General features: G+C 52.3%; 22 protein-coding genes. 9 read left to right on the top strand and 13 right to left on the bottom strand.

Translation table 11 applies throughout. The annotated features are described in order from the left end of the window. From B3355_RS10615 to msuE, 4 genes are all read right to left on the bottom strand, one after another. Positions 1 to 514, bottom strand: a 514-nt coding sequence (locus B3355_RS10615) for an ABC transporter ATP-binding protein (protein WP_292783608.1), incomplete at its 3' end; no start/stop codon positions are given. Beyond that, the gene (locus B3355_RS10620; RefSeq protein ID WP_292783611.1) at positions 511 to 1674 is read right to left on the bottom strand and encodes an AMP-binding protein; all 1164 of its coding nucleotides are present in this window, start codon (positions 1672 to 1674) and stop codon (positions 511 to 513) included. The genes B3355_RS10620 and B3355_RS10615, both read right to left, overlap by 4 nt. A gap of 24 nt (positions 1675 to 1698) precedes the next feature. After that, positions 1699 to 2787, bottom strand: a complete 1089-nt coding sequence (gene sfnG / locus B3355_RS10625) for a dimethylsulfone monooxygenase SfnG (protein WP_349680000.1) — start codon at positions 2785 to 2787, stop codon at positions 1699 to 1701. Positions 2788 to 2827: 40 nt separating this feature from the next. After that, a complete protein-coding gene (gene msuE / locus B3355_RS10630; RefSeq protein ID WP_232411182.1) occupies positions 2828 to 3403 on the bottom strand; it encodes an FMN reductase in 576 nt (191 codons plus the stop codon). Positions 3404 to 3849: 446 nt separating this feature from the next. Between msuE and B3355_RS10635 the strand changes: the two genes are divergently transcribed. Next, the gene (locus B3355_RS10635; RefSeq protein ID WP_047515724.1) at positions 3850 to 5082 is read left to right on the top strand and encodes an SfnB family sulfur acquisition oxidoreductase; all 1233 of its coding nucleotides are present in this window, start codon (positions 3850 to 3852) and stop codon (positions 5080 to 5082) included. Positions 5083 to 5157: 75 nt separating this feature from the next. On the opposite strand, the gene ribB is transcribed toward B3355_RS10635, so the two are convergent. The 4 genes from ribB to ssuD are packed head-to-tail and all read right to left on the bottom strand — an operon-like array spanning position 5158 to position 9122. Further along, entirely contained in the window at positions 5158 to 5865 is a 708-nt protein-coding gene (ribB, locus tag B3355_RS10640; RefSeq protein WP_292783622.1) for a 3,4-dihydroxy-2-butanone-4-phosphate synthase, read from the bottom strand. Positions 5866 to 5885: 20 nt separating this feature from the next. Beyond that, entirely contained in the window at positions 5886 to 6740 is an 855-nt protein-coding gene (locus tag B3355_RS10645; protein WP_292783624.1) for an amidohydrolase family protein, read from the bottom strand. A gap of 19 nt (positions 6741 to 6759) precedes the next feature. Next, positions 6760 to 7980 (bottom strand): acyl-CoA dehydrogenase family protein, encoded by a 1221-nt coding sequence (locus B3355_RS10650; RefSeq protein ID WP_349680001.1) that lies wholly within the window; start codon positions 7978 to 7980, stop codon positions 6760 to 6762. 8 nt (positions 7981 to 7988) lie between these two features. Continuing rightward, positions 7989 to 9122: an FMNH2-dependent alkanesulfonate monooxygenase gene (ssuD, locus tag B3355_RS10655; RefSeq protein ID WP_292783630.1), complete on the bottom strand. Its 1134-nt coding sequence runs from the start codon at positions 9120 to 9122 to the stop codon at positions 7989 to 7991. Positions 9123 to 9503: 381 nt separating this feature from the next. Here ssuD and B3355_RS10660 point away from each other — a divergent pair, with 381 nt between their 5' ends. From B3355_RS10660 to ribA, 3 genes are read left to right on the top strand one after another with little or no spacing between them, the layout of a single operon-like run. Next, positions 9504 to 10712: an acyl-CoA dehydrogenase family protein gene (locus B3355_RS10660; RefSeq protein ID WP_019880623.1), complete on the top strand. Its 1209-nt coding sequence runs from the start codon at positions 9504 to 9506 to the stop codon at positions 10710 to 10712. Between the two features lie 5 nt (positions 10713 to 10717). Then, positions 10718 to 11833, top strand: coding sequence for a sigma-54 interaction domain-containing protein (locus tag B3355_RS10665; protein WP_194752449.1), 1116 nt, complete (start codon positions 10718 to 10720; stop codon positions 11831 to 11833). Continuing rightward, positions 11820 to 12485, top strand: a complete 666-nt coding sequence (ribA, locus tag B3355_RS10670) for a GTP cyclohydrolase II (RefSeq protein WP_047515715.1) — start codon at positions 11820 to 11822, stop codon at positions 12483 to 12485. The genes B3355_RS10665 and ribA overlap by 14 nt, the downstream gene beginning before the upstream one ends. Before the next feature lie 16 nt (positions 12486 to 12501). Here ribA and B3355_RS10675 read toward each other — a convergent pair whose 3' ends face one another. After that, positions 12502 to 13260, bottom strand: coding sequence for a GntR family transcriptional regulator (locus B3355_RS10675; protein WP_200884045.1), 759 nt, complete (start codon positions 13258 to 13260; stop codon positions 12502 to 12504). 179 nt (positions 13261 to 13439) lie between these two features. Here B3355_RS10675 and B3355_RS10680 point away from each other — a divergent pair, with 179 nt between their 5' ends. The 4 genes from B3355_RS10680 to B3355_RS10695 are packed head-to-tail and all read left to right on the top strand — an operon-like array spanning position 13440 to position 18446. Further along, on the top strand, positions 13440 to 14282 hold the full coding sequence (locus B3355_RS10680; protein WP_292783642.1) for an ABC transporter ATP-binding protein: 843 nt from the start codon (positions 13440 to 13442) through the stop codon (positions 14280 to 14282). 16 nt (positions 14283 to 14298) lie between these two features. Next, positions 14299 to 15309 (top strand): ABC transporter substrate-binding protein, encoded by a 1011-nt coding sequence (locus tag B3355_RS10685; RefSeq protein WP_292783645.1) that lies wholly within the window; start codon positions 14299 to 14301, stop codon positions 15307 to 15309. 6 nt (positions 15310 to 15315) lie between these two features. Next, positions 15316 to 16068 carry an ABC transporter permease gene (locus tag B3355_RS10690; protein ID WP_292783647.1) on the top strand — a complete coding sequence of 251 codons (753 nt, stop codon included), beginning with the start codon at positions 15316 to 15318 and terminating at the stop codon, positions 16066 to 16068. Between the two features lie 11 nt (positions 16069 to 16079). Next, on the top strand, positions 16080 to 18446 hold the full coding sequence (locus B3355_RS10695; protein ID WP_292783650.1) for a hypothetical protein: 2367 nt from the start codon (positions 16080 to 16082) through the stop codon (positions 18444 to 18446). A gap of 122 nt (positions 18447 to 18568) precedes the next feature. Here B3355_RS10695 and B3355_RS10700 read toward each other — a convergent pair whose 3' ends face one another. Together B3355_RS10700 and B3355_RS10705 are read right to left on the bottom strand one after the other, a co-directional pair. Beyond that, complete coding sequence (locus tag B3355_RS10700) at positions 18569 to 19102, bottom strand: single-stranded DNA-binding protein (protein WP_024930123.1); 534 nt, start codon at positions 19100 to 19102, stop codon at positions 18569 to 18571. Between the two features lie 7 nt (positions 19103 to 19109). Further along, positions 19110 to 20504: an MFS transporter gene (locus B3355_RS10705; protein ID WP_047515705.1), complete on the bottom strand. Its 1395-nt coding sequence runs from the start codon at positions 20502 to 20504 to the stop codon at positions 19110 to 19112. A gap of 77 nt (positions 20505 to 20581) precedes the next feature. On the opposite strand from B3355_RS10705, the gene uvrA reads away from it, so the two are divergent. After that, positions 20582 to 23416, top strand: a complete 2835-nt coding sequence (uvrA, locus tag B3355_RS10710) for an excinuclease ABC subunit UvrA (RefSeq protein ID WP_024930125.1) — start codon at positions 20582 to 20584, stop codon at positions 23414 to 23416. A 142-nt stretch (positions 23417 to 23558) separates the two neighbouring features. On the opposite strand, the gene mtgA is transcribed toward uvrA, so the two are convergent. Further along, positions 23559 to 24245: a monofunctional biosynthetic peptidoglycan transglycosylase gene (gene mtgA / locus B3355_RS10715; protein ID WP_292783658.1), complete on the bottom strand. Its 687-nt coding sequence runs from the start codon at positions 24243 to 24245 to the stop codon at positions 23559 to 23561. A gap of 10 nt (positions 24246 to 24255) precedes the next feature. Further along, on the bottom strand, positions 24256 to 25080 hold the full coding sequence (gene aroE, locus B3355_RS10720; protein ID WP_292783661.1) for a shikimate dehydrogenase: 825 nt from the start codon (positions 25078 to 25080) through the stop codon (positions 24256 to 24258). Positions 25081 to 25099: the final 19 nt, after the last annotated feature.

Here is a 25099-nt window from a genome sequence, read left to right on the forward strand (position 1 = left end):
GGCAGACACACTGCGCCAGCTCTACCCGCTTTTGCAAGCCATAGGGCAAGGCGCCGACAATGCTATTGCGCCAGGGCTGCAATTTGAGGAAGGCAATCACGCGTTCTGCTTTTTGCCGCTGGCGCAGTGTGTCTGCCGGGGCACGACCCACATTGAACACTTGCTCCAGCCAACTGCTCTTCACTTTGAGGTTGGTGCCGGTTAATACGTTATCCAGCACCGACATGCCCTTGAACAAGGCAATGTTTTGAAACGTACGCGCGACGCCACGCTTGGCTGCCCACTGCGGATGCATGGTGGTGCGCGATTCGCCCTGGTAAGTAATGCGTCCCTCATCGGCTTTGTAAACGCCGTTAATCACATTCAGCAATGAGCTTTTACCGGCGCCATTGGGCCCGATCAGGGCGCAGATTTCGCCCTTCTTCACGGCGAAACTGATGTTGGTGATGGCTTTCACGCCCTTGAACGACAGTGAAATACGGTCCAGGGCAAGTAATGGTGATGCGGCTGTCATAGCGCGGCTCTCAGTGCTTTTAAACCAAAATAGTCTTCAAGCGCATGCTGCTGACGCGGAATCACTTGAATCTGGCTGATCTGCCATGGCAACTCTTCCGGCCAATCACGCACCTGGATGCCAATGGCGCGGAAGAACTGCTCGGCCTCGGCCGACAAAGGCTCACCCACCAATAAGGGCACCCGTGTACGCCGCAACCCAAGCACATCCTGCAAAGGCAAGATCACCAGCCACTGCGCCAGCGTGGCGAGCACTGGCACGCGTTGTTGCGATAGCCGTAATGCCCACGCCACGAAGGAAAATTGCCAGCTGTTTGGCAGCGGCCAGCGTGACTGTGTCAGCGTATACAGTCGCTGATAGGTCGCCGCAGTCCCCGCCACCAACGTCGGCCCCAATTCGCGCCTGTCGGTATCCCTGGTCGCCAGGTTTTCCGGAAAATTCAACGTAAACCCGGCCAGCAACCAGGGGGATAGTAAATACCTGGCATGGCCGCTGGCCGCAAATGCACGGGCTGCCAGCGCTTGCTCCTGATCAGTCAACGCCTCATCCGCCACCAGTTGACGGCCATTGTTCAATAGCTCGGCATGGCTTAATTCGCGATACTCCAGTTGATACTGCGCACTTAAGCGATAAAAGCGAAAGGCAATATCATTAGCCGCTGCACCAATGGTTAAATCGGGTGCTGCCTCTGCCCCCGTTGCCACAACCTGGGCATAGGCCGAGAGTGCCGGATGCTGGTAAGCCGCCAGGCCACGGGCATCGGCATAAATCACCAGTTGCACATCCGGTTTGGCCTCAAACACCTGATCCACCTGCGCTTGCCCTTCGGCAAACACAAACTTCGGCCGCAGCGTATGCAACAAATCCAGCAACTGTGGTTGTGGATAAGCAGCATCTAGCGGCGCAGAGACACCGCCCAGATAATGCGCAGCTAAAGACAACAACAAGGCTTCTGGCCGCGGCTCACTGAGCAACACCAGCGTATCGCCCTTGCCGAATCCCTTGTGCTGCAAAAAGCGGGCGGCGAGCAATACCGCGCGGTGCACCGACTGCCAGCTACTTTCCTGCCAGATCCCCAGTTGTTTATGGCGAATCGCCACGCCGGCAGGCCGCTGCGCTGCCTGCGATGCTAGCCAGTTCGGTAATGTATCAGCGGCCATATGACGATTTCTTTTCGAGATTGATCAAGCAGCTTTGGCCAGTTTTTTGGCTTCGAGCTCACGCACCAGCGGCAACACTTTCTCGCCGAAGTAAGCCACCTCTTCCTGAAAATGCAAAAAGCCAGACAGGATCAGGTCTACACCCACGGCTTTCAGGGCGACAATGCGTTCTGCAATTTGCTGCGGCGTGCCGATCAGGTTGGTTTTAAAGCCATCGTTGTATTGCACCAGGTCGTCAAAGGTCGACTTCGCCCAGTTACCCTCTTTCTCCGGACTGGAGGCACCGGCATTCTTGACCTCATGGCCAAACGCATTGACCGCGTCAGGGTTGGCCTTGGCGATGATCTCTGCCAGTACTGCTTTGGCTTCTTCTTCGGTATCACGCGCAATCACAAAGGCATTGACGCCGATTTTGACCTGGTGATTGTTGGCCGCGGCTTTGGCACGGATATCATCTACCTGCGCCTTGATGCCTTCGACCGTATTACCATTAGTGAAATACCAGTCAGAGACACTGGCCGCCATATCGCGCGCCGCACGTGAGCTGCCGCCCTGGAAGATTTCAGGATGGGGTTGTTGCAATGGTTTTGGTTTCAGGCTGTAGTTGCTGAAACGGTAAAAGTCGCCACGGTAAGTGAAGTTATCTTGCGTCCAGATACCTTTGAGCGCCTCGATAAACTCTTTGGAGCGGCGATAGCGCTCGTCATGATCCAGCCAATGCTCGCCAATGGCAGTAAATTCGCCACGGAACCAGCCAGAGACGATATTGACCGCCACCCGGCCTTCGGTCAGGATATCAATCGTCGCCAGTTGCTTGGCTGCCAGCACCGGATTCCACGGACCAGGCAAAATAGCCGCAATCACTTTCAATTTGGTGGTCGCTGCCAGCAAGGCATGCGAAAAAGACACCGACTCATGCTGGAACTCGGCGCCATAACCGGCGGTAAAACGGATCTGGCTCAAGGCATATTCAAACCCGGCATTCTCGGCAATTTGTGCCAGCTTGCGGTTGTAGTCGATATCCCAGCTGGTGCGCTGTTCGATATTGCTAACCACCAGGCCACCGCTAACGTTAGGCACCCAGTAGGCAAATTTAATATTTTCTGTACTCATCATCGCTCTCCAAATAATGTTCGGCAAATCATCGCGTGGCTTATACCGCCAGCAAACGGTCTTTATTCACAAGCTCTCTATGCTTGAGCAATGGCAAGGCACGCTCCACCGCCAATGCAATACGGGCAGTGACCGCCTCGCTTTTCACCTGATAGTTTTCAAAATCTGCTTCGGTGGCATAGACACCAATCGGCAAGGTCAGCGCCTGAAAGAAGCTGAACAATGGGCGCAGTTCATGATCAATGATCAAGGCATGGCGCTCGCTGCCACCGGTCGCCGCCAGCAATACCGGCACATCGACCAAGGCCTCATAATCGACCAGGTCAAACAAGTGTTTGAATAAGCCGGTATAAGACGCGCGGTAAACCGGCGTCGCCACAACCAGCAGGTCAGCCGTTTCAATGGCCTGGATATCTTTTTGCACTTTCACTGGCAGCGCTTTGGGATCATAAGAAGCAACCAGGCTGCTGCCTATTTCACTTAACTCGATCACATGCAGATCAATAGGCAATTGCTGCCCCAGTGTTTGGGTGATTGCTTCCACCAGCGCAGCGGTTCTGGAAGGCAACTTATAGCTGCCGGAAACGGCAGTGACTTTTAACGGACGGCTCATCATGACTCCTAATTAAGGTTGCTGCTGCCGCTTTGTGTGTTCAATCGCAGGCAGGCCAGCTCACCAATACTATTAGCAGCATCCATGCCAGATTAAATTAATCATAAATATCAATTACTTATGATGTTTTTTATGATTTTCAACGTGTTGAATTCAGGCTAGTTTTGCTGATGAACTGCTGATATATCAGCAACTTTTCTAAAAATGCAGCAGGCAGGTCGATCTCAAATGACCTTGTGGCAACGTGCGATTGCTGATTAATCAGCAGGCATTCAGCAGAAAACTGTTTCTGTAGAGGCGTGCAAAAACCCACAACCAAACCTTATCGTTTAAATTCAATCACTTAACAATTGGCATATTAAATGCAATGCAGTAAGGCAACGCGCAGCCGCTTTTTAATGGAAACACTGCGCCTTTATTCCCAACCTTTACTTTGACAAGGATTCAATATGACTGCACATGCAAGCAAGATTGCGCATTTGCCCGAGCACCCGCCGCGCCAACCGGCGCACGTGATCACCAGTGACGCCGAAGCGATTGCCGTGGCCAAACAAGTCGCGAGTGAAATCGCCAAAGAAGCCGCTACGCGTGACAAAGAAAGACGCCTGCCGCGCAAGGAACTGGATTTATTCTCCAGCAGCGGCTTGTGGGGCATTACTGTGCCGAAAGAATATGGCGGCGCGTTTGTGTCGAACAAAACCCTGGCCGAAGTCATTGCTACGGTGGCAGAAGCCGATCCCAGCATCGGGCAGATTCCGCAAAACCACTTGTATATGGTGGAAGGCCTGCGCCTGGACGGCACGGACTTCCAGAAAAAGTTTTTTTATGAGCTGGTGCTGCAAGGCGTACGCTTTGGCAATGCGTTTTCTGAAATCGGCACCCGCAGTGTCAATGATGTCAAAACCAAACTGACACCTACCAACAGCGGCTACTTCTTAAACGGCAAAAAATTCTATTCTTCTGGCGCTTTGCTGGCTGACTGGGTACCGGTAGTGGCCAAGGATGAGCACGACAATACCGTGGTGGCTTTTGTACCGGCCGGGGCAGAAGGCCTGACCATCATTGATGACTGGTCCAGTTTTGGTCAACGCACGACGGCCAGCGGTACCACCCTGCTGGAAAATATCTTTGTGCCCAGCGAGTATGTGTTGCCACACCATTTGGCGTTCGACCGCCCGACGGCCATGGGTCCGGTAGCACAAATTATCCAGGCCGCGGTAGATACCGGCATTGCGCGCGCCGCGTTCAAGGATACGCTGCATTTTGTCCGCAACCATACCCGCCCGTGGATTGATACTGACCTGGAGCATGGTTACGAAGATCCACATACCATTAAAGACATTGGCGATTTGCAGATTCGTTTACACGCGACTGAAGCTTTGTTGGCGCGCGCCGGGGAATACATAGACGAAGCGCAACGCAACCCGAACGAAGACACCGTGGCAGAAGCCTCCATTGCCGTGGCCGAAGCCAAGGTATTGAGTACCGAAACCGCGCTGCTGGCAGGTAGCAAACTGTTTGAACTGGCCGGTACACGTTCTACGCTGGGTGAGTACAACCTGGACCGCCACTGGCGCAATGCCCGTACCCATACCCTGCATGACCCGGTACGCTGGAAGTATCATGCCGTGGGCAATTACAGCCTGAATAACGTGAAACCGCCGCGTCATCCGTGGATTTAAGCATAGACTTAAACTAGCTGCAGTAAAAACAAAGCCCTCACATGGAGGGCTTTGTTGTGTTGATCAATCGTTGATTTAACCGCTATACACCATGGCTGCATCGAGCAATGTGCTTTGTTGCCGAACAGGGCGCACAGGCTGGCGTGGATAGGTCACCTGCAACTGTCGCTCGCGGTAAGCAATCATATCGGCAATCGTAATCACCTTTAAACCGTGCTGTTTGGCAAAGCGCAGCAAGTCTGGCCGCCTGGCCATGCTGCCATCATCATTGACGATTTCGCATAGCACGCCCACCGGTTGCAAGCCTGCCAGTGCCGCTAGGTCATGCGCCGCCTCGGTATGGCCTGGCCGCTCCAGCACACCGCCACGGCGCGCACGTAACGGGAAAATATGGCCAGGGCGGTGAAAATCACTGGCCACACTGGCTGGGTCGGCCAGCTTGCGTAGCGTGAGCGCACGATCCGCCGCCGAAATGCCGCTGGTGGTGCCGTACTTGTAATCCACACTTACTGTAAACGCGGTGCGGAAAGGGTCAGCGTTATGCGTCACCATTTGTGGTAAATCCAGCGCCTGTAAACGTGGCGCGGACATGCCCACGCAGACCAGGCCGCTACTATGCCTGACCAGAAACGCCATTTTTTCGGTGGTAATTTTTTCAGCGGCAATAATCAGATCACCTTCATTTTCACGATCGGTATCATCGACGACGATGACAAATTCACCATTGGCAATGGCTTCTACCGCATCGGCGACGGCATCAAATGGTGGTAACGGAGATTGCATAGTTATTCCTGCCTGCATTCTTATACGCTGAGCTTTAACAAGCGCGCAGCATTCTGATAAAACACTTTTTCCAGCACCGCATCTTTAAAACCCAAGGCGGCAAAGTCGTCTATGGTTTGCTTCATCGGCCTGAAAGGATAAGAGGTGCCGAACAGTAACTGATCTCCCAGAAACTGGTTCGCCGCCTGTACATATAATTCGGCGCCAGGCTGGAAAATATACATATCGGGCACCAGGTACAGGTTTGGATAACGGAACGCCGCACCGACAATTTCATTCACATACGGGTAATAACCGTGGAAACAAATGATGTTGAGCTGGGGATATTTCCTGGCCAGCCTGGCCACCGCGTTCGGGTGCGCGTAGTCCAGGTCTGGCGTGGTGGGGCCGGACATCACGCACACGGGTACGCCATGCTGCTGGCAAGCCTCGTAGACCGGGTCAAAAATGGGGTCATCGACCTGGCGTGCCGGTTTGCCAAAGCCGGGTTCGATATTAATGGCCTTGAAGCCGTAATGATGAACGGCTTTTTCAATCGCGGCCAAGGCACTGTCTACGCCACGGCTTTCAATATCCACCGAACCCAGGCCCACCAGTTTGGGACTGTGTTTGACCAGGTCGGCAATCTGCTGGTCGTCTATGGTCAGGTCCGGCGTCTCACGCCCCACCACCACGGCAATATCAATCCCGGCCTGGTCGATCTCCTGCAAATAGCCCTCTACCGTATATGAGCGGCGAAAATGCTCGGGTTCAAGCGAACCCACACGCTGGTTGAGCCATTTGGCAGTGTCATAAGCAGGGGTGTTGGGCGTAGCGCCAAAAAAGTCATGCAGAAATGCAGGACGGTTGCGTAGATCGATAATTTTTTGTTTCATAAACTTTCTTTAGTATGCGTTAGGCGTAGAAACTCGGGGTGGGGTACTGACCGTTAAGTGCCCAATCGCCCAAATCCTTGAGTTTGTAATCCACCGGGTCATGCAGGGTATACACGCGCAAATTGCGCCAGAAGCGGTCCATGCGCAGCTTGGCGGTGGTAGCGCGGGCGCCAGCCACTTCAAACACGCGGGTAGTGACATCCAGCCCGGCACGCGTCGCGTTGACCTTGGCCGAGAACACTGCCAGCGCCAGTTCGCCACGGGTCAGCTCATCCAGGCCCAAGGTTTGCTGCCAGGCGTGATCGAGTAAGCCTGCCGCATGATCTGCCAGCACGGCCGACGCATGCAAGCTGGCCCAGAACTCGCCGTAATGCAGCAAGGTAAACGGGTCTTCGTGTATGTTCTGCGCCAGAGAGCCGGACCAGACCCGGCTGCTGCTACGCGTATATTTCGCACCTTCTGCCAGCGCGCCTTCGGCAATGCCGAGATAAATATTGGTAAAAATCAGTTGCGCTACCAATGAACGCAGGCTGGCAAATGGCGAGCTCAACGGGCCAGGGTTCATCAGCAATTCGCTGTCTTCCACCCGCAGCTGGTTAAATTCAGCGCTGCCACTGTCTGTCTGCCGTTGGCCGATATTGTCCCAATCGCCATTGAGCTGGATACCGCTACGATCAGTCGGCACCGCAGCCACCAGAAACTTGCCTGTGCCTTCTTCAATGGCAGACACAATCAGGTAGTCAGAATCCATGGAGCCGGAGCAAAAACTCTTTTGCCCGGTAAACACATAGCCAGCCGCCGTTTTACGTGCCACAGTGCGGTTATCCAAAGGGTTCAAGGCATTGCCCCACCACAGGTTTTGCGCGGCAGTCAGCTTGAAATAGTGCTGCCATTGCACCTCACTGCCATATAAGCGGATCGAAGTCAGCATCAAAAACTGGAAAGCGAATACCTGGGCGATCGAGCTGTCCACACGCGCAATCTGGCGAATAATGCTGTAGATTTCCTGCCAGCTGCCGCCTAGGCCGCCATAGGTTTTCGGTATCAGCAACTTCAACAGCCCGCTATCCCGTACCGCCTGACGCTGTTCATACGGTGTACCGCCTGCGGCATCGCGCTCAATCGCGGTTTCTGCCAGATAGTCGCAAAGCTGTTTGGCCCGCTCGCGTGGCGTGCCGCCAAACACAATGCCATGTGATGCCTCAACGTCGTCCAGGCGTGAATTCAGTGCCAGAGTCATCATCCCTCCTATGCCGCATGCTTGACCGGTTTGGCCGCACCAAACGGCCCCGTCATATTGGTATTGATACTGACTTCGGCGCTGGCCTGCTGGTGAACAGGCAATAAGGGAAACAGCAATTCAGCCACGCGATAAGACTCCTCCAGGTGCGGATAGCCAGAGAAAATAAAATAATCAATGCCCAGTGCCTGATATTCTTTAATCCTGTCAGCCACCTCTTGTGGATTACCCACCAGCGCAGTGCCCGCCCCGCCGCGCACCAGCCCCACTCCGGCCCACAAGTTGGGTGAGACCTCGAGTTTGTCACGCCGGCCATGGTGTAATTCGGTCATCCGTTTTTGCGCTACCGAATCAAAATTAGCGACAGCGGCCTGTGCCGCAGCAATGGTGTCATCGGTCACGTGTGAAATCAGTTCGTCGGCCGCTTGCCAAGCTTGTTCGCTGGTCTCGCGCACAATCACATGCAAGCGGATGCCGAAACGGATGCTACGGCCTTGTGCTGCAGCTGCCGCACGAATGACCCTGATTTTTTCGGCCACAGCTGCTGGCGGCTCGCCCCAGGTCAAATGCACATCAATATGCTTGCTACTGAGCTGGATCGCCGCCTCAGAGGCCCCGCCAATAAACAGCGGCGGATAAGGCTTTTGCAGGCTGCCGGTCGGTAAACTCGCATCTTTGACGCGTAAATATTCACCTTCATAATTGACGGCTTCTTCGGTCAATACCGAACGCCAGATAGACAGGAACTCTTCTGCCTCGGCATAGCGGGCATCATGATCCAGGAAGCTGCCTTCCGCCTGCTGCTCTACCGGGTCACCGCCCGCCACCACATTAATCAGCAAACGCCCGCCGGAAATGCGATCCAGCGTCGATGCCATGCGCGCAGACACCACCGGTGAAATAAACCCGGGCCGCGTTGCGACCAAAAATTTGAGCTGTTTGGTTTCATTGATCAAAGCCGAGGAAATCACCCAGGCATCCTCGCAAGAGCGCCCGGAGGGCACCAGCACCCCGCCGTAACCCAGGCGGTCTGCCGCCTGTGCAATCTGCTTTAAATAAGAGAGTGTTGCCGGTCTGGCACCTGTGCTGGTGCCAAGATAACGCTGGTCACCGTGCGTGGGTAAAAACCAGAATATTTCCATGTTGTGTGTTTCCTTCTATTCATGCTGCATACATGGAAAGCCTAGTGCAAAGAGCATGCCACAAATAAAAATCATTAAATTCAGTCACTTACAAAGACACCGAACGCTGTTGCTGAATAATCAGCATATTTTCTGCGGGTGCTGCTGTATCAGCAGCATGTGTGCTGATTATTCAGCAACAGGGTGACGGAGATCGCTGTCCGGCAAAAAACGATGCGGCCGGAAAACCATTCAACATTTCCTCAACCATATGATTTATAAGAATTATTTTTATACTTATCCGGCAATTGATGCCATAGCAGTAGTGATTCACGGCCCCTGCCGGAGTTGGCACAAATCATGCTGAACTATTAAGCATATGCAACCAGATGGATATTACTTTTGAATATAAATACTTTTGCAATTCCGCCAACGGCACGCCTCAATGAAGGCCAGCATGCATTGGCAGTGGCCAAGCAACTGGCTGAATCGTTTTCGCTGACAGCCGTGGAACGGGATCATCAGGGCGGTACGCCAAAACTGGAACGGGATGCGATCCGCAACAGCGGTCTGCTGTCATTGATCATCCCACGCCAGTACGGCGGCTACGGCGCCAACTGGCAGGAGACGCTGCAAGTGGTCAGAGAGTTTGCCAAAGTAGACAGCTCGATTGCGCATGTCTATGGCTTTCAACATCTGATGCTGGCAACCGTACGACTCTTCTCCCGGCCCGACCAATGGGAGCGCTGGTACGAGCAAACCGCGCAATCCAACTGGTTTTGGGGCAATGCGCTCAATCCGCTGGATGAACGTACGCTGTGCAAAAGTTATGACCATTGGCATGAATTCTCAGGCAAAAAAAGCTTTTGCTCGGGCGCGATGGACTCCGAGATGCTGATTGCTTCTGCCATTAAAAAGACGGATGGCCAGTTGGTGATTGCCGCCATCCCAACCCTGCGTACCGGCGTGACCATCCTCGATGACTGGGACAATATTGGCCAACGCCAAACCGACAGCGGCAGCGTGAACTTTGAAAAAGTCAGGGTGGAAGAAAACGAGCTACTCACCGAGCCCGGGCCACTCAGCAACCCGTTTGCCTGCTTGCGGCCGCTGATCGCGCAACTCATATTGACCAATATCTACCTCGGTATTGCCGAAGGCGCTTTTAACGACGCGCAACACTACACCTTGCGCGAAGCCCGGCCGTGGAAAAATGCCAATGTTGATATCACCAGCCAGGACCCGTACATCCTCGCCCATTACGGCGAATTTTGGGTCGGCCTGGAAGCAACGCGTGCACTGACTAACCAGGCGGCAGAAAAACTCGATATCGCCTGGGCCAAGGGCCTGGCACTCACCGAGGAAGATCGTGGCTTGCTGGCGACCAGTATCAGTGCCGCCAAGGTCCTGGCAACCCGCACCGGGCTGGATATCACCAGCCGGATGTTTGAAGTGGCAGGCTCCCGCGCGACGCATGCCGGACTGCGGCTGGACCGGCACTGGCGCAATTTGAGAACGCATACGCTGCACGATCCACTAGATTACAAAATTAAGGAGCTGGGTGAATGGGCGCTGACTGGTAGCTTCCCTAACCCTACATTTTACTCATGAATATTATGGACAAATTTATCGAGAATCTGGATCAGGCGAGTGAATTGGACTACGGCGAGAATGAGAAGAAACTACTCACGCTGCCCAACTCCCGCGCGCTCACCACGTCTATTCGTGCCACCGCACAAGTGTTTGAGGACCCTAAATCCATTGCTTTGCTCAGTCGCATCCAGCAAATTGCGCCCAGCGATGCGAATGTACTCATCATCGGCGAAACCGGCACCGGCAAAGAACTCATTGCACGCCATGTGCATGCCTTAAGCAAGCGCAAAGGCAAACCCTTTGTCGCCGTCAACTGCGGCGCCTTTTCTGACACCCTGGTCGAAAGCGAATTATTTGGGCATGAAAAAGGCGCTTTTACCGGTGCATTTGTCGCCAAGGCCGGCTGGTTTGAAGCCGCCAACGGCGGTACGCTGTTTTTAGATGAAATCGGCGACTTGCCGCTGAGCATCCAGGTCAAACTGCTGCGCGTGTTACAAGAGCGCGAAGTGGTGCGCCTGGGCGCCAGAAAATCAACGCCAATTGACGTCCGCCTGGTCGCCGCCACCAATGTCCGCCTGGAAGAAGCCGTACAGGCCGGTAATTTCCGCGAAGACCTGTTTTACCGCCTGCGTGTCGCCCACCTGGAATTGCCTACCTTAAGAAACCGGCCAGGCGATATCTTGCCGCTGGCCGAGTATTTTGTCAGCGAATATACACGCCGCCTGGGTTACGCAGAGATCCGCCTGGATGACTCGGCCAAACAGAAACTGGTGCAACACAGCTGGCCTGGTAATATCCGCGAACTGGAGAACGTGATTCACCACTCGCTGCTGATTTGCCGCAACAACCTGGTGCGTAGTGAAGACTTACATTTATCCTCCATCTCGCTGCATAGACCCAAGCAAGAGCACACGCCGCAGGCCGGCAGTCATGCACCCGACTTACTGGAAGAAGCCTTGCAGCAACTGTTTGAATCTGGCAAACCCCAGCTTTACGATTATTTTGAAGATGCCCTGGTGCGCGCCGCCTACCACCACTGCCATCATAACCAGGTGCAAACCGCCAAACTGCTGGGCTTAAGCCGCAATGTGTTGCGCGCCAAGTTGATTAAAATGGGAGCTATCAATGCCCTCAAGTAACCTTGCGCTCAAACCTGCTGTCACTTCTTTGCAGGCGTTGATCACGCCCAAAGCCAGCGCCAACCTGCCCACTGAATACGGCACATACCGCTTGCATGCCTTTGAGGATAACAGAACTGGCATTGAGCATATTGCGCTGGTGCTCGGTGATGTGGCAGGCCACACCAGCGTACTCACACGCTTGCACTCCGAGTGCCTGACCGGCGACGTATTCGGCTCACAACGTTGTGATTGTGGCGAGCAATTCAAGCAGGCACAGCGCCTGATACAGCAGCAAGGACGAGGGGTGATTTTGTATTTACGCGGGCATGAAGGGCGCGGCATCGGGCTCGCCAATAAAATCCGCGCGTATGCACTGCAAGAACAAGGGTTGGACACCGTGGAAGCCAATCTTGCCTTGAATTTACCAGTAGACCAGCGCGAATACGATATAGCAGCGGCCATGTTGCAGCATTTGCAGGTGGCATCCATACGCTTACTGAGCAATAACCCGGACAAATCACAGTCGCTCGCTGCCGATGGCATCATTGTGGAAACAATCGTCCCACTGGAAATCCCTAGCCATCCCCATAATGCAGAGTACCTAGCGACCAAGAAGCATAAGCTCGGCCACCAACTCGCCTTGGTTTCCGGGACGGGCGCCAGCACTTAAACAAGCATGCAGAATATTACTGCCCGGACCCGATCTGTTTGAAATAACTACTCAACACAAACTCATAATGTTCCGGGCGTATATGAAACAGTGAATGATCACAGCAGATGCCATTAGATAAATAAGACACTCTTTTCATCACTAACAATGGCATGCCTATGCTTATCTCTAAGAGCCGGGCATATTTTTCGTCCGCCAATTGCGCTGTAATCGCTAAATCAGCTCTGGCAACTTGCAGACCGGTAATCGCCTCAATGGCCTTATAGCTCGGTTGCTGCTCAATCGACTCCCAACTGATAGCACTCACCTCTGCAAGCAAATAGCTGGTTCCCAAAGCGATCGGCTGACCATCAACAAGATGCAAGCGTTCAATCCGCAGGCCTTTATTCATGCCTGCGCCAAACACATTGCTGATGGCTTCTGGGATATCGGCAAGCTGACGTGAAAGCAGCCGCATTTCAGGTTTAAGGCCCTGAATCACCAGCGACTCATAAAAGCTACGCAGTGTATCCAACCCATGACGTAATTGCTTGTTAGAAACATAAGTGCCTTTGCCTTGCTTGCGTTCAACGATTTTCTCTTCAACCAGTTGATCCAAAGCAAGCCTGACCGTAATTCGACTGACCTCAAATCGCCTGACTAACTCTGCTTCAGAGGGTAACTTTCCAGAAGGTTCATACAAACCACTGCTGATTTCTTCGCGTAGCAATGATGAAATCTGCAAATACAAAGAGGTTGGATTTTCACGAACAAGAGTGAAGGGTGTCTGTTTCAAGGTTAAGTCCATCTCAGTGTGCATGAATGACGCTTATCAAACGCATGCCTGCTATTGGGTGATCGCAACGGTAGATAAAAGCGATAGATAAATAAGTTATAAGAATATATTTTTTTATTCTTTGTGCCAACTTGTATTAACTTGTATTATTCGTGCAAATTTTACATAGTTGATCGCTCATGGCAACTCAAAATAATTTATCGGCTATGCAACCAGCACCACCGCAAAGGCGCGCCGCATCATTATCAATTGATAATATCAGTTTTTCCTATCCAAACGGGCATGCCGTATTTAATGCATTTTCGCTACATGCTCAACCCGGTGAGTTTGTCTCATTGCTTGGCCCCTCCGGTTGCGGTAAAACCACGCTTCTAAACCTGCTTTCAGGCTTCCAGCAACCGACATCAGGCACCATCAGCATCAACTATCAACCTGTTCGCCCAGAAATGCCAGAACTCGGCTATGTTTTTCAATCTCCACAGCTGTTCCCCTGGTTGACGGCACTTGAGAACGTACGCTTCGGGCTTAGAATGCAAAATCAACTTGGCCAGAAAGAGCAGACCGAGAAGGCGATGCACTACCTCTCACTGGTTGGATTAGACAAGTCAGCAGGCAAACTGCCTTACCAGCTTTCAGGCGGGATGCAGCAACGGGTTTCTCTGGCACGTGCACTGGCTCTGGAACCAGCGTTGCTATTGATGGATGAGCCTTTCGCCGCACTGGATGCCATCACACGCAGCCACCTCAATGAAGAGACCTTGCGCTTGTGGTCTGAGCTAGGGCAAACCGTACTATTCATCACCCATGATATTGATGAAGCCATCTTTCTGGCGGATCGCGTGGTGGTACTCGGCATTGCGCCGCAAGGAATCCATAGCGAACAGGCGATTGATATTCCCCGCCCAAGAACCAGCATCCACACACGCAAACTGCCAAGCTTTATAGAGCACCGGACGACATTGATGGGCACGATAGCGGATGTCATCCATACAAATTTAAGTGTTTCCAATATCAACGCATAACCAGAAAGTATCAAAAATGATCCAAAAACTCATCACTACATCTTTCATCATGCTCGCCGTTCTGGGCGCATCGACTGTTGCTGCGTTCGCAGAAGATAAACCACTGCGTATCGGCTGGGTGTATGCCATGGCAAACGCACCAGCCGTCATTGCGGATAAGAAGGGATTTTATGCTGCCGAAGGGCTCAATGTAGATATCAAATCTTTTAATGATGGCCCCTTGCTGCAACAGGCCGTGGCTGCTGGCGACTTGGATATCGCTTATGTGGGCTCACCCCCTGTCTACCACTGGTTTTCACGCGGGCTGGAAAGCAAAATTCTGGCACAAGTTAATTATGGGCAAGCGGCAATCATTGCCAACGCGAGAAGCCCCATCAATACGGTGAGTGACCTACGTGGAAAAAAACTGGCTGGTGTTGCCAAGGGCAGCGGCATGGATGTACTTCTGCGTGGCTACGTCTTGAAAGAAAAAGCCAAGCTGGATCCTGAACAGGATGTGTCCATTATCAACATGCCAGCCGCCAATATGAACGCTGCACTTGAGCATAATGAAGTAGACGCAGCCTTCTCATGGGAACCGTTTGTGAGCCAGTCATTATTGCGCGGCTCAAGCAAGCTGGTGTTGGATGTGAATAAAGAATTGCCGCAATATCCCTGGTATGTGGTGATTTCTTTACCCAGCACGCTGAAAAACCGCCCCGAAGACGTGACTAAGTTACTGCGGGCACACTTAAAAGCAATCGCATTTTTGCAGTCGCATCCAGAAGAGTCGAATCAAATCATTGCTCAGGAATTCAAACTTGAAAACACGTCAGGTGTAAACGGCAAGACCGTCAAGCCAGAAGATATTGTGCAAGAGGCCCGTAAACGCATGGGTTGGTCAGCCCGCCTGGATACAAAAGACTTGCTGTTTATTCAACGCTTAATGGATTACTCATTATCACTAGGCTTCATTAATAAACCGCTGAAAGTGGAGCAGGTCGTAGACACCACGTTTCTGCAAAAAGCTGAGCAGTCATTGAAGTAATTCACAATGTCACTTAAATCAGATTTTAATTGGGGCTGGCTGTCATTACCTTTCCTGCTCATCGCCTGGACCATCATCGCCAGCTTTTATCCTTCGTACATCTTGCCGCAACCATGGGATGTGGCCAGAGAAGCTGTACGCTGGATCAATGATGGCAGTCTTTGGCGGCATTTAGAAGCCAGTGTGTATGAAGAGCTCGGCGGCTTTGCCCTGGCAACCGTCATAGCAATCCTGCTTGGCGCATTAGCAGGGCTATCCAACCGGTTCCGTGATTTTATATCGCCGCTGAATAGCCTGTTTATGGCCATTCCACCTGTGGCCTGGGCGCCATTAACCATGATCATTTTTGGTTTGGGGTACTGGTCCATCGTGATGGTGATTTTCATCGCTGCAGTCTTCCCCATGGCCATCACCATACAGGAAGGCATACAAAGCATACGTGGTGGCGAAGTACGCGCTGCGCGCACGTTGGGAGCCAGCACCACACAAATCATCTTGCATGTATATGTGCCCGCCTCTTTGCCTTTCGTCACGGCAGCACTCCGCATCGGCTTCAGCCAGGCATGGCGTGCCTTGGTTGCGGCTGAAATGATAGGGGCGTCCAAAGGCATAGGCTGGATGGTTTCCATGGGCGGCCAGATTGGCAATAGCAGCCAGGTTTTACTAGGCATTGTCATCATTGGGCTGATTGCGTGGCTGATGGAAACGTTTGTATTCAAACGCTTGGAAAAACACTACCAAACCTGGCGTGTTAACTAAAGAGACAGGGTATGAAAACTTTTGATCCTAAAAATGAAGCAGGGCATTATATTGCGCCACAAGGACTCTATGAGCGCAATAAAAGTAAACCATTCCTGGGTAGCATCACGGCTAACCGCCGTGAAATTATTGCAGGTGAATGGACCGAATTGATACTGACTTATGAGGTCGGCGCCTCTGGCTTGGCAGATGGTGCCTGGCTTAAACTCGCTTTCAAGTTTTACTCAGATTGGGCATTGTTTCAAACCAGTGACCCAGCGGGTGCAAATTACATTTCAGCTGAATATCATGCGGGAGAATTAGTAGCGGGACAAAGCCCTGCCACCGTGCAAAGCCTGAAGGTGAGGTTTGACCAGAAGGGACATGAAAGACCCTTCCAGAAAACGGTCATCGTCGATATTGTCGATGGCTATTTAAATCCCGGCGACCGCATCATCATTCGATTGGGTGATCGTCGCCAGGGGGGGCCTGGCACACGTGTTCAAAGCTTTGTTGAAAAAGACTTCCAATTCAGGCTCTTTATTGACCCGCTAGGCAGCTCAAAATTTGCCGAAGTACCAGGAGATGTATTACTCGACATTGTCCCCGGCGAGCCATCCACGCTGCAGGTTGTAACGCCACGCCTGGTGAACCGCGAAGAACCTTTCGATATTATCGTACGTGCTGATGATGCCTGGGGCAATACTTGCCGCAACTTACCGCTCACAGGCCTTTTGAAGCTTCATGGGCCAAATGATGCAGTACAGGACCTTCCATTTACCTTGGCAGAGCAAGGGTGGGCAATTGTGCGTCACAGCAATATCAAACTGAATCAGCCAGGTGAATGGACAATAGTCGCACAAGTGCAAGACTCACCAGCAACACCAGCCAAAGCCTATGTCAATATTTCAGCTGAAGCAGGCACCTTGCGCCCATTGTATGCAGACTTACACGTACACTCGGATGATACAGTAGGCACCAATGACACCTTGTACAACCTTAGCTATGGTCGCGACGTGGCTGGGTTAGATGTATTGGGTTACACCGCCAATGATTTCAATATCACTGAACAGCGCTGGGACAAGGCCGTTGAACTCATCCATAGTCTCAATGAACCCGGTAAATTCGTATGCTATCCTGGCACTGAATGGTGCGGTAACTCCTGCGCCGGTGGAGACCGCAATATCGTATTCTTACGCGATAGCAAACCACTCTTCCCTTTTGATCATCATGGCCGCCTGGTGCGCTCATTCGAATGGAATGAGTTTACACATGGCACACTCAAACCAGGTGCCTGGCCAGTAGATGATTTGTATGCCGCTTATGCGCATGACCCCGAAGGCCATCTGATGATGCCCCATGTAGGTGGTCGGCGATGCAACCTCGACTGGCACCATCCTGAACTGGAGCGACTGATAGAAGTAAGTTCGGCCTGGGGGCAGTTTCACTGGGTTTACGCAGAAGCACTTCAACGCGGCTACCGTGTAGGTGCTGCCGCCAACAGCGATGAACACCAGGGACGTTGCGGTGGAGGGGTGCCTGCAACGGCGGTTTTTGGTTCACGAGGCGGCCTCACAGGCGTACTAGCCAAGCAATTTGACCGGGAAGGCGTAGCCAAAGCCTTGCGTGCAAGACATACCTTTGCCACGACTGGCGAACGTAGTTTTGCCAGCTTGAGCCAGGGTGCACACCTCATGGGAGATGCTTACCCATTGGATGAGACTATCCCACTCCAATATCAATTACTTGGTGACCAAGGGTGGGAGGAAATTAGCCTGTATGACGGCGACCAAGTTATCTGGATGCGCAATTTGCATGAAGAGTTGGGCCTTGCAAACAATCGTATCCGGATCAGACTGGGCGGTGCCAGAATCAAGGATCGTTACCGCGGTGCCTATTGGACTGGAGAGATTCAAATCACCGGCGCGTTGATCAATGACTTCACCGCATTTGGGCTCGATCATCCAGAGCAAGTTTGCTGGCGCGAAAATGCAACCACGCTTGGATTTCATACGGATACCAACGGCGACAGCGACAGCATAGAGCTGCAGGTTTCAACCTTAAGGGGTTGCAAGATTACGCTGAAGTCACGCATTGATAGTTATATCAAGGTTGGCGACCCATTAGAACCTCAGCCTTATGTCCACGCGCCAACCGTCGTTTTGGAGCTGGATGGAGATACCTTGCTCAACAATCAAACCATCGCAAAGGAGTTACCCGGCGCAGAATTAAAAGTATCGATTGAACGTATCACTGATCAGGCGTTACCACGCGAGGTCTCTGGAAAGATTGATTTGCCATCGCTGCACTTGGCAACCCATCGTGAACACCCGCTTTTTATTACCGCTAGACAACGCGATCAATCCAGAATCTGGACCTCAGCATTATTCTTATACTAAATCATCATGCTGTCACTCTAATGCTCTGGTCATCGCCAAGTGTTTGAATGTGACAAAGAAAAACGCCTAAACTAAAAAGCCCCATTAAATTAATGGGGCTTTTTGATATATAACGTTCGACTCTAGAATGGAATATCGTCGTCAAAATCGTCAAAATTACCGGCTGGCTTGCTCGCTGGGGCAGGCTGGAATGCATTACGGTTACCACCGCCCGCATTATTACCGCCGCCCATGGCTGGCTGACGCGCAGGTGCCTGGTTGTAATCGTCCATGCCGCCACCGCCCTGTTCCATATCGCCGCCTTCATAAGGCGCGCTGCCACCTTCGCGGCCAGTACCCAGCATTTGCATCTGGTCAGCCACGATTTCGGTACTGTAACGGGTGACGCCATCTTTTTCCCATTTACGGGTTTGCAAACGGCCTTCAACATACACCGGACGGCCTTTTTTCAGGTATTCACCGGCGATTTCGGCCAAACGGCGATACATGACAATGTTGTGCCATTCGGTTTTTTCCTGGCGTACGCCGGATTTGTCTTTCCAGTTTTCGGTGGTGGCGATGCTGAAGTTAGCCACGGCCTCGCCGTTTGGCATATAGCGCACTTCCGGGTCACGCCCCAGATTACCCATCAAAATCACTTTATTGACTGATGCCATGGTGTCACTACTCCCCTATTCTATTCATGATTGCTTGCGACAATGCCGCCTGAAATTCTTTGCTGCGCTGATTTTCCAATTTTACCATGAGCATGGTTTCTGAAGGAATGGCGACCACTTCATACACGCCTTCCATGGCACGGATATCCTGCACCAGGATGGCGGCTTGCTCGTCATTATACCCTTCTTGTATATGGAACATTTTTGTTTTGACACTAGGCGGTGCCTGCATGCCAAGCGCCAGACCAAACCAGATCACCATCAAGGCGGCACAGAAGACAAATACGGTGGGGCTGCCATAGCTGTGTGATAACCAGCCGCCCAGGGCTGCACCCAAAAACATGCCAAACGATTGCGCGGTATTGTGGATACCCATCGCCGTACCTTTAGAAGCTACGGGGGCCATTTTTGAGATCAGCGACGGCAAAGAGGCTTCGAGCACATTAAATGCAACAAAGTATGAGAACAGCGTCGCCACAATGCCCCATAAGCTATTCAGGCTGAACATAAATGCAATCTGTGTCAGCAACATGAGGCCGACTGCACTGATAAACACCGGTTTCAGTTTGGCTTTTTTCTCGGCATAAATAATGGCAGGCACCATCAGGATAAATGACAGCACCAACACCGGCAGGTAGATTTTCCAGTGCGTATTTTCATTCATGCCCGTGCTGTGCTTAATGGCAAACGGCACCACCATAAACATGGCCATTTGTGCGCCATGCAGACAAAAAGTGCCAAAGTTCAGGCGCAATAATTGGGTGTCACGCAGCACTTCACGAATCTTGGCAGGTGCGGCTTGCGCATCGGAGTGAAAGTGCGCATGCAAGGGCTCTGGCACAGCAAACTTCACCACGCCAATGGCTAAAATAGATAACACGGCGGTTAACCAGAAAATGCCTGACACCCCTATCCATTGATTTAAAATCGGCCCTGCCACCAACGACACAGCAAATGTGACGCCGATGGTGGCGCCTATCATGGCCATGGCTTGTGTACGGTGTTCTTCACGTGTGGAGTCTGCCACCAGCGCGGTGACCACGGCAGAAATCGCGCCCGCACCCTGAATCGCACGGCCCACAATCACCATGTAAATATCTTGCGCGGTGGCGGCAAACACACTGCCCACCGCAAACATGATCAAGCCCAGGTAAATCAGCTTTTTGCGGCCAAAACGGTCAGATGCCATGCCAAATGGCAACTGAAAAATCACCTGCATAAAGCCATAGGCGCCAAGTGCCAGGCCGATGAGTGCGTGGTTATCCCCGCCCTGCAAAGTTTCAGCATAAATCGCAAAAATAGGCAGGATCAAAAACATGCCCAACATACGCAGCCCGTAGATAGACGCCAAGGCCGCAGTGGCACGCGTTTCTATTCGGGTCATTTTTTCGGAGAACTGCATGAATCTGTAAGAAAACTTGGCTTAATTTTGAATAATTGCGTATATTATCAGGTTGGCTGTCTGTTCGTGAAAGTATCATGGAATTTATCAAAATTCGCGGGGCGCGCACCCATAATCTGAAGAACATCAATCTGGATATTCCGCGCAACCAACTGGTGGTGGTGACCGGCCTCTCCGGCTCCGGAAAATCTTCACTGGCCTTTGATACGCTCTACGCAGAAGGGCAGCGCCGCTATGTCGAAAGTTTATCGGCCTATGCCCGCCAGTTTCTGGCTCGCATGGACAAACCCGATGTCGACCTGATCGAAGGCTTATCGCCGGCGATTTCCATCGAGCAAAAATCCACCTCGCACAACCCGCGCTCTACCGTGGGCACCGTGACTGAAATTCATGACTACCTGCGTTTGCTCTATGCACGCGCAGGTGACCCGGAATGTCCGGATCATGGCATCAAACTCGAAGCGCAAACTGTCAGCCAGATGGTGGACAGCATCCTCAAGCTGCCAGAAGACACCAAACTGATGATTTTGGCGCCGGTGGTCTCTAACCGCAAAGGCGAGCAGCTTGACCTGTTTGACACTCTTAAAGCACAAGGCTTTGTGCGCTTGCGTATTGATGGCAAGGTCTACGAAATGGACAGCCTGCCGCAACTGGCCAAAACAACCAAACACAGTGTGGACGTGGTAGTGGACCGCCTCAAAGTGCGCGAAGATATGAAACAGCGTATTGCTGAGTCATTTGAAACGGCACTGCGTCTGGCCGATGGCAAAGCGATTGCTCTGGAAATGGATAATGAAAAAGAACACCTGTTTTCGGCCAAGTTTTCCTGCCCTGTATGTGATTACTCACTGGTCGAGCTAGAGCCGCGCTTATTCAGCTTTAACAACCCCATGGGTGCCTGCCCCAAATGTGACGGCCTCGGCCAGGTCACGTTTTTTGACCCCAAGCGCGTGGTAGCTTTTCCGCATTTGTCACTCGCCAGCGGCGCCATTAAAGGCTGGGACAAACGCAATCAGTTTTACTTCCAGATGCTGGCCAGCCTGAGCCAGCATTACAGCTTTGACCTGGAAGCGCCGTTTGAGAATCTGCCGGAAGACACCCAGCAAATTCTGCTGTTTGGCTCTGGCCGCGAACAAATCACCTTTAAATACCTCAATGAACGCGGTACGTTTTTCAGCAAGTCGCACACCTTTGAGGGCATTATCAACAACCTGCAACGGCGCTACCGCGAAAGTGATTCAACGGCAGTACGCGATGAGCTGGCCAAATACATCAACGCGACCAGCTGCCCGGATTGTGCAGGCACACGTTTGCGCCGTGAAGCGCGTCACGTCAAAGTCGGCGACCGCAACATCCACCAGATTTGTGAAGTGCCGCTAAAACAGGCGCTGCACTTTTTTGAAACACTGCAACTCAGCGGCCAAAAGCTGGCCATTGCCGACAAAATTGTCAAAGAGATTGAAAACCGTCTGAAATTCCTGACCAATGTCGGCCTGGATTATTTGTCATTGTCGCGCTCGGCAGAAACCTTGTCTGGTGGCGAAGCGCAGCGTATCCGCCTGGCCTCACAAATCGGTAGCGGCCTCACCGGCGTGATGTATGTGCTAGACGAGCCTTCGATTGGCTTGCACCAGCGTGATAACGACCGCTTACTGGAAACCCTGAAGCGCCTGCGCGACATCGGCAATAGCGTCATTGTGGTCGAACATGATCAAGATGCGATTCAACTGGCTGATTTTGTTGTCGACATTGGCCCTGGGGCTGGTGAGCATGGCGGCAATATTGTTTCTTTTGGCACGCCAGCGGAAATTGAAGCGGATCCCAATTCGCTGACCGGGCAATATATCAGCGGTAAAAAACAGATCACCTTTAAATTGCCGCGCACCCAACCTGACCCTGCGCGTTGGATCAAACTGAACAATGCCACCGGCAATAACCTGAAAAATGTCAGCGTCGAAATCCCGGTGGGACTGCTCACGTGCGTCACCGGCGTCTCCGGTAGTGGCAAATCCACGCTGATCAACGACACGCTCTATCGCGTGGTGGCAACACATTTGTATGGCAGCACCACCGAAGCTGCGCCGCATGAAAGCATTGACGGCCTGGAGTTCTTTGACAAGGTGGTTGATGTTGACCAAAGCCCGATCGGCCGTACCCCGCGTTCCAATCCGGCCACGTATACCGGCCTGTTCACCCCTATTCGCGATTTGTTTGCCAGCGTGCCTGAAAGCCGTGCGCGTGGTTATGGCCCTGGCCGCTATTCATTCAACGTCAAAGGTGGTCGCTGCGAGGCGTGCCAGGGCGATGGTGTACTGCGCGTTGAAATGCATTTTTTGCCGGACGTGTATGTGCCGTGCGATGTGTGCAAAGGCCAGCGCTATAACCGTGAAACACTGGAAATTCAGTTTAAAGGCAAAAATATCCACCAGGTGTTGGCCATGACCGTGGAGCAGGCGCACCAGTTCTTTAATGCGCAACCGGTCATAGAACGCAAACTGAAAACCCTGCTGGATGTGGGCCTGGGCTATATTACGCTGGGGCAATCGGCCACCACACTATCAGGTGGTGAGGCGCAACGGGTCAAGTTGTCACTGGAGCTGAGCAAGCGCGATACTGGCCGTACACTGTATATTCTGGACGAACCAACCACTGGTTTGCATTTTGCCGATATCCAATTATTGCTGGATGTGATTCACAGACTGCGCGACTCCGGCAATACAGTGGTGATTATTGAGCACAACCTGGATGTGATTAAAACGGCTGACTGGCTGATTGACATGGGGCCTGAGGGCGGTGATGGTGGCGGTGTGGTAGTTGGCGTAGGTGCGCCTGAGGAACTGGCAAAAAATACGGCCAGTTATACTGGCCGTTACCTCATACCCTTATTAAAACATCTCGCTGTCAAGGGCTAGGTCAACATGCAACCGGTCCCCGAGATGCGCTGTCATTTGACAGTGCATCCAATACGGATGTGGTAAAGCCACATACATATATTTATATAAAACATTGTATGTGGCGGTATGAGGGTTTAATAGCTTAAACAAGCCCTTAAAATCAGGGTAATTTCACCAATCGCATGCGCGCCTGTATGGTGCCAGCGTGACGACTCAGGTAACGTGTGCTGCGATGTACATCATAAAAGCGTGGATTCGGGATCATGGCCGCCAACCTGGCAGCCTCTGCTGGTCCAAGTGATCTGGCATTCCCATGAAAGTAATGACGCGAGGCCGCTTCGGCACCAAACACACCATCGCCCCACTCAATCACATTAAGATAAATTTCCAGAATACGGCGCTTGGTCAATAACTTTTCTAGCATAAAGGTGATGACCGCCTCTTGCGCTTTGCGCCACGGCGTCCGGTGGCCGGATAAAAACAAGTTTTTGGCCAATTGCTGGCTGATGGTCGAGCCGCCAGCCACAATTTTGCCTTTTTTCAGGTTTTTCTCGAACGCAGTTTCTATGCCCACCCAGTCAAATCCTTCGTGGTCGACAAACTTGCTATCTTCGGCTGCAATCACAGCGCGCTTTAAGTGGTTGCTGATTTTTGCATAGGGCACCCATTGCTGCTGCAACTTTGCATCAGGGTGACTTTCCTGCATGACTTCGAGGCGTGCTTCCATAAATGCGGTGGAGGTCGGGTTATGCTCAATCCACCATACAATATGCAATAGCGCCCACACCTGGTACAGGCAAATCCACAGCAGCAAGAGGCCAAAAAACAGTTTAATGGCTTGTTTCATCGTGAGAAACCTAGGACTGACGCAAAGACTGGATCACAGAAGCTGTGTCTGGACGCAAACCATGCCAGAGATAAAACGCTTCGGCCGCCTGTTCTACCAGCATGCCCAAGCCATCTGCCACGCGCGCGCCTGCTGCGCGCGCCTGCTGCATAAATGGTGTGTCTCTGCCATACATCATGTCGTAGGCCAGCGTATCTTGTTGGAATACCATTGCTGGAATTTGCAACACACTATCGGTTAAGCCGGCTGAGGTAGCATTAATCACCACGTCATAGCCTTGCGATAAGTCGGCAAATGTCTGCACCTGCAACGAGACTTGCGTACGTGTCGCGTCTTCGGCAAATCGGCCTGCCATGGCTTGCGCTTTATCCAGGCTGCGATTGGCGACCGTCAGTTGTAATGGCTGCTGCTCAAGCAGCGGCAATATCACGCCTTGCGCAGCACCACCTGCACCAAGCAACAATATGGTTTTGCCAGCCAAGCGTGTTTGCTGATGTTTGAGGATGTCGTTAACCAGGCCGCAGCCGTCAGTATTGTCACCAAGTAACTGCGAAGCTTTGAAGCTTAAAGTATTCACCGCGCCTGCTGCCTGCGCCCGCGCAGATAAGTCCTGGCAGGCATCAAAAGCCTCAAACTTAAATGGCACCGTCACATTGGCGCCCACATAACCGTCGGCTTGCAAGCGCGCAATCGTTGCAGCAAAGCCATCCAAAGGCGCCAGCACCTTCTCGTAAACGATGGATTTATTGAATTGCTGTGCAAAGGCCTGGTGGATCAATGGCGATTTGCTATGTTCGATTGGATGACCAATCACTGCATACTTTTCAACGGTCATACGCGGCAAAGCTTCATTT

It is taken from the genome of Methylophilus sp. UBA6697 (assembly GCF_002454655.1).
GTDB lineage: Bacteria > Pseudomonadota > Gammaproteobacteria > Burkholderiales > Methylophilaceae > Methylophilus.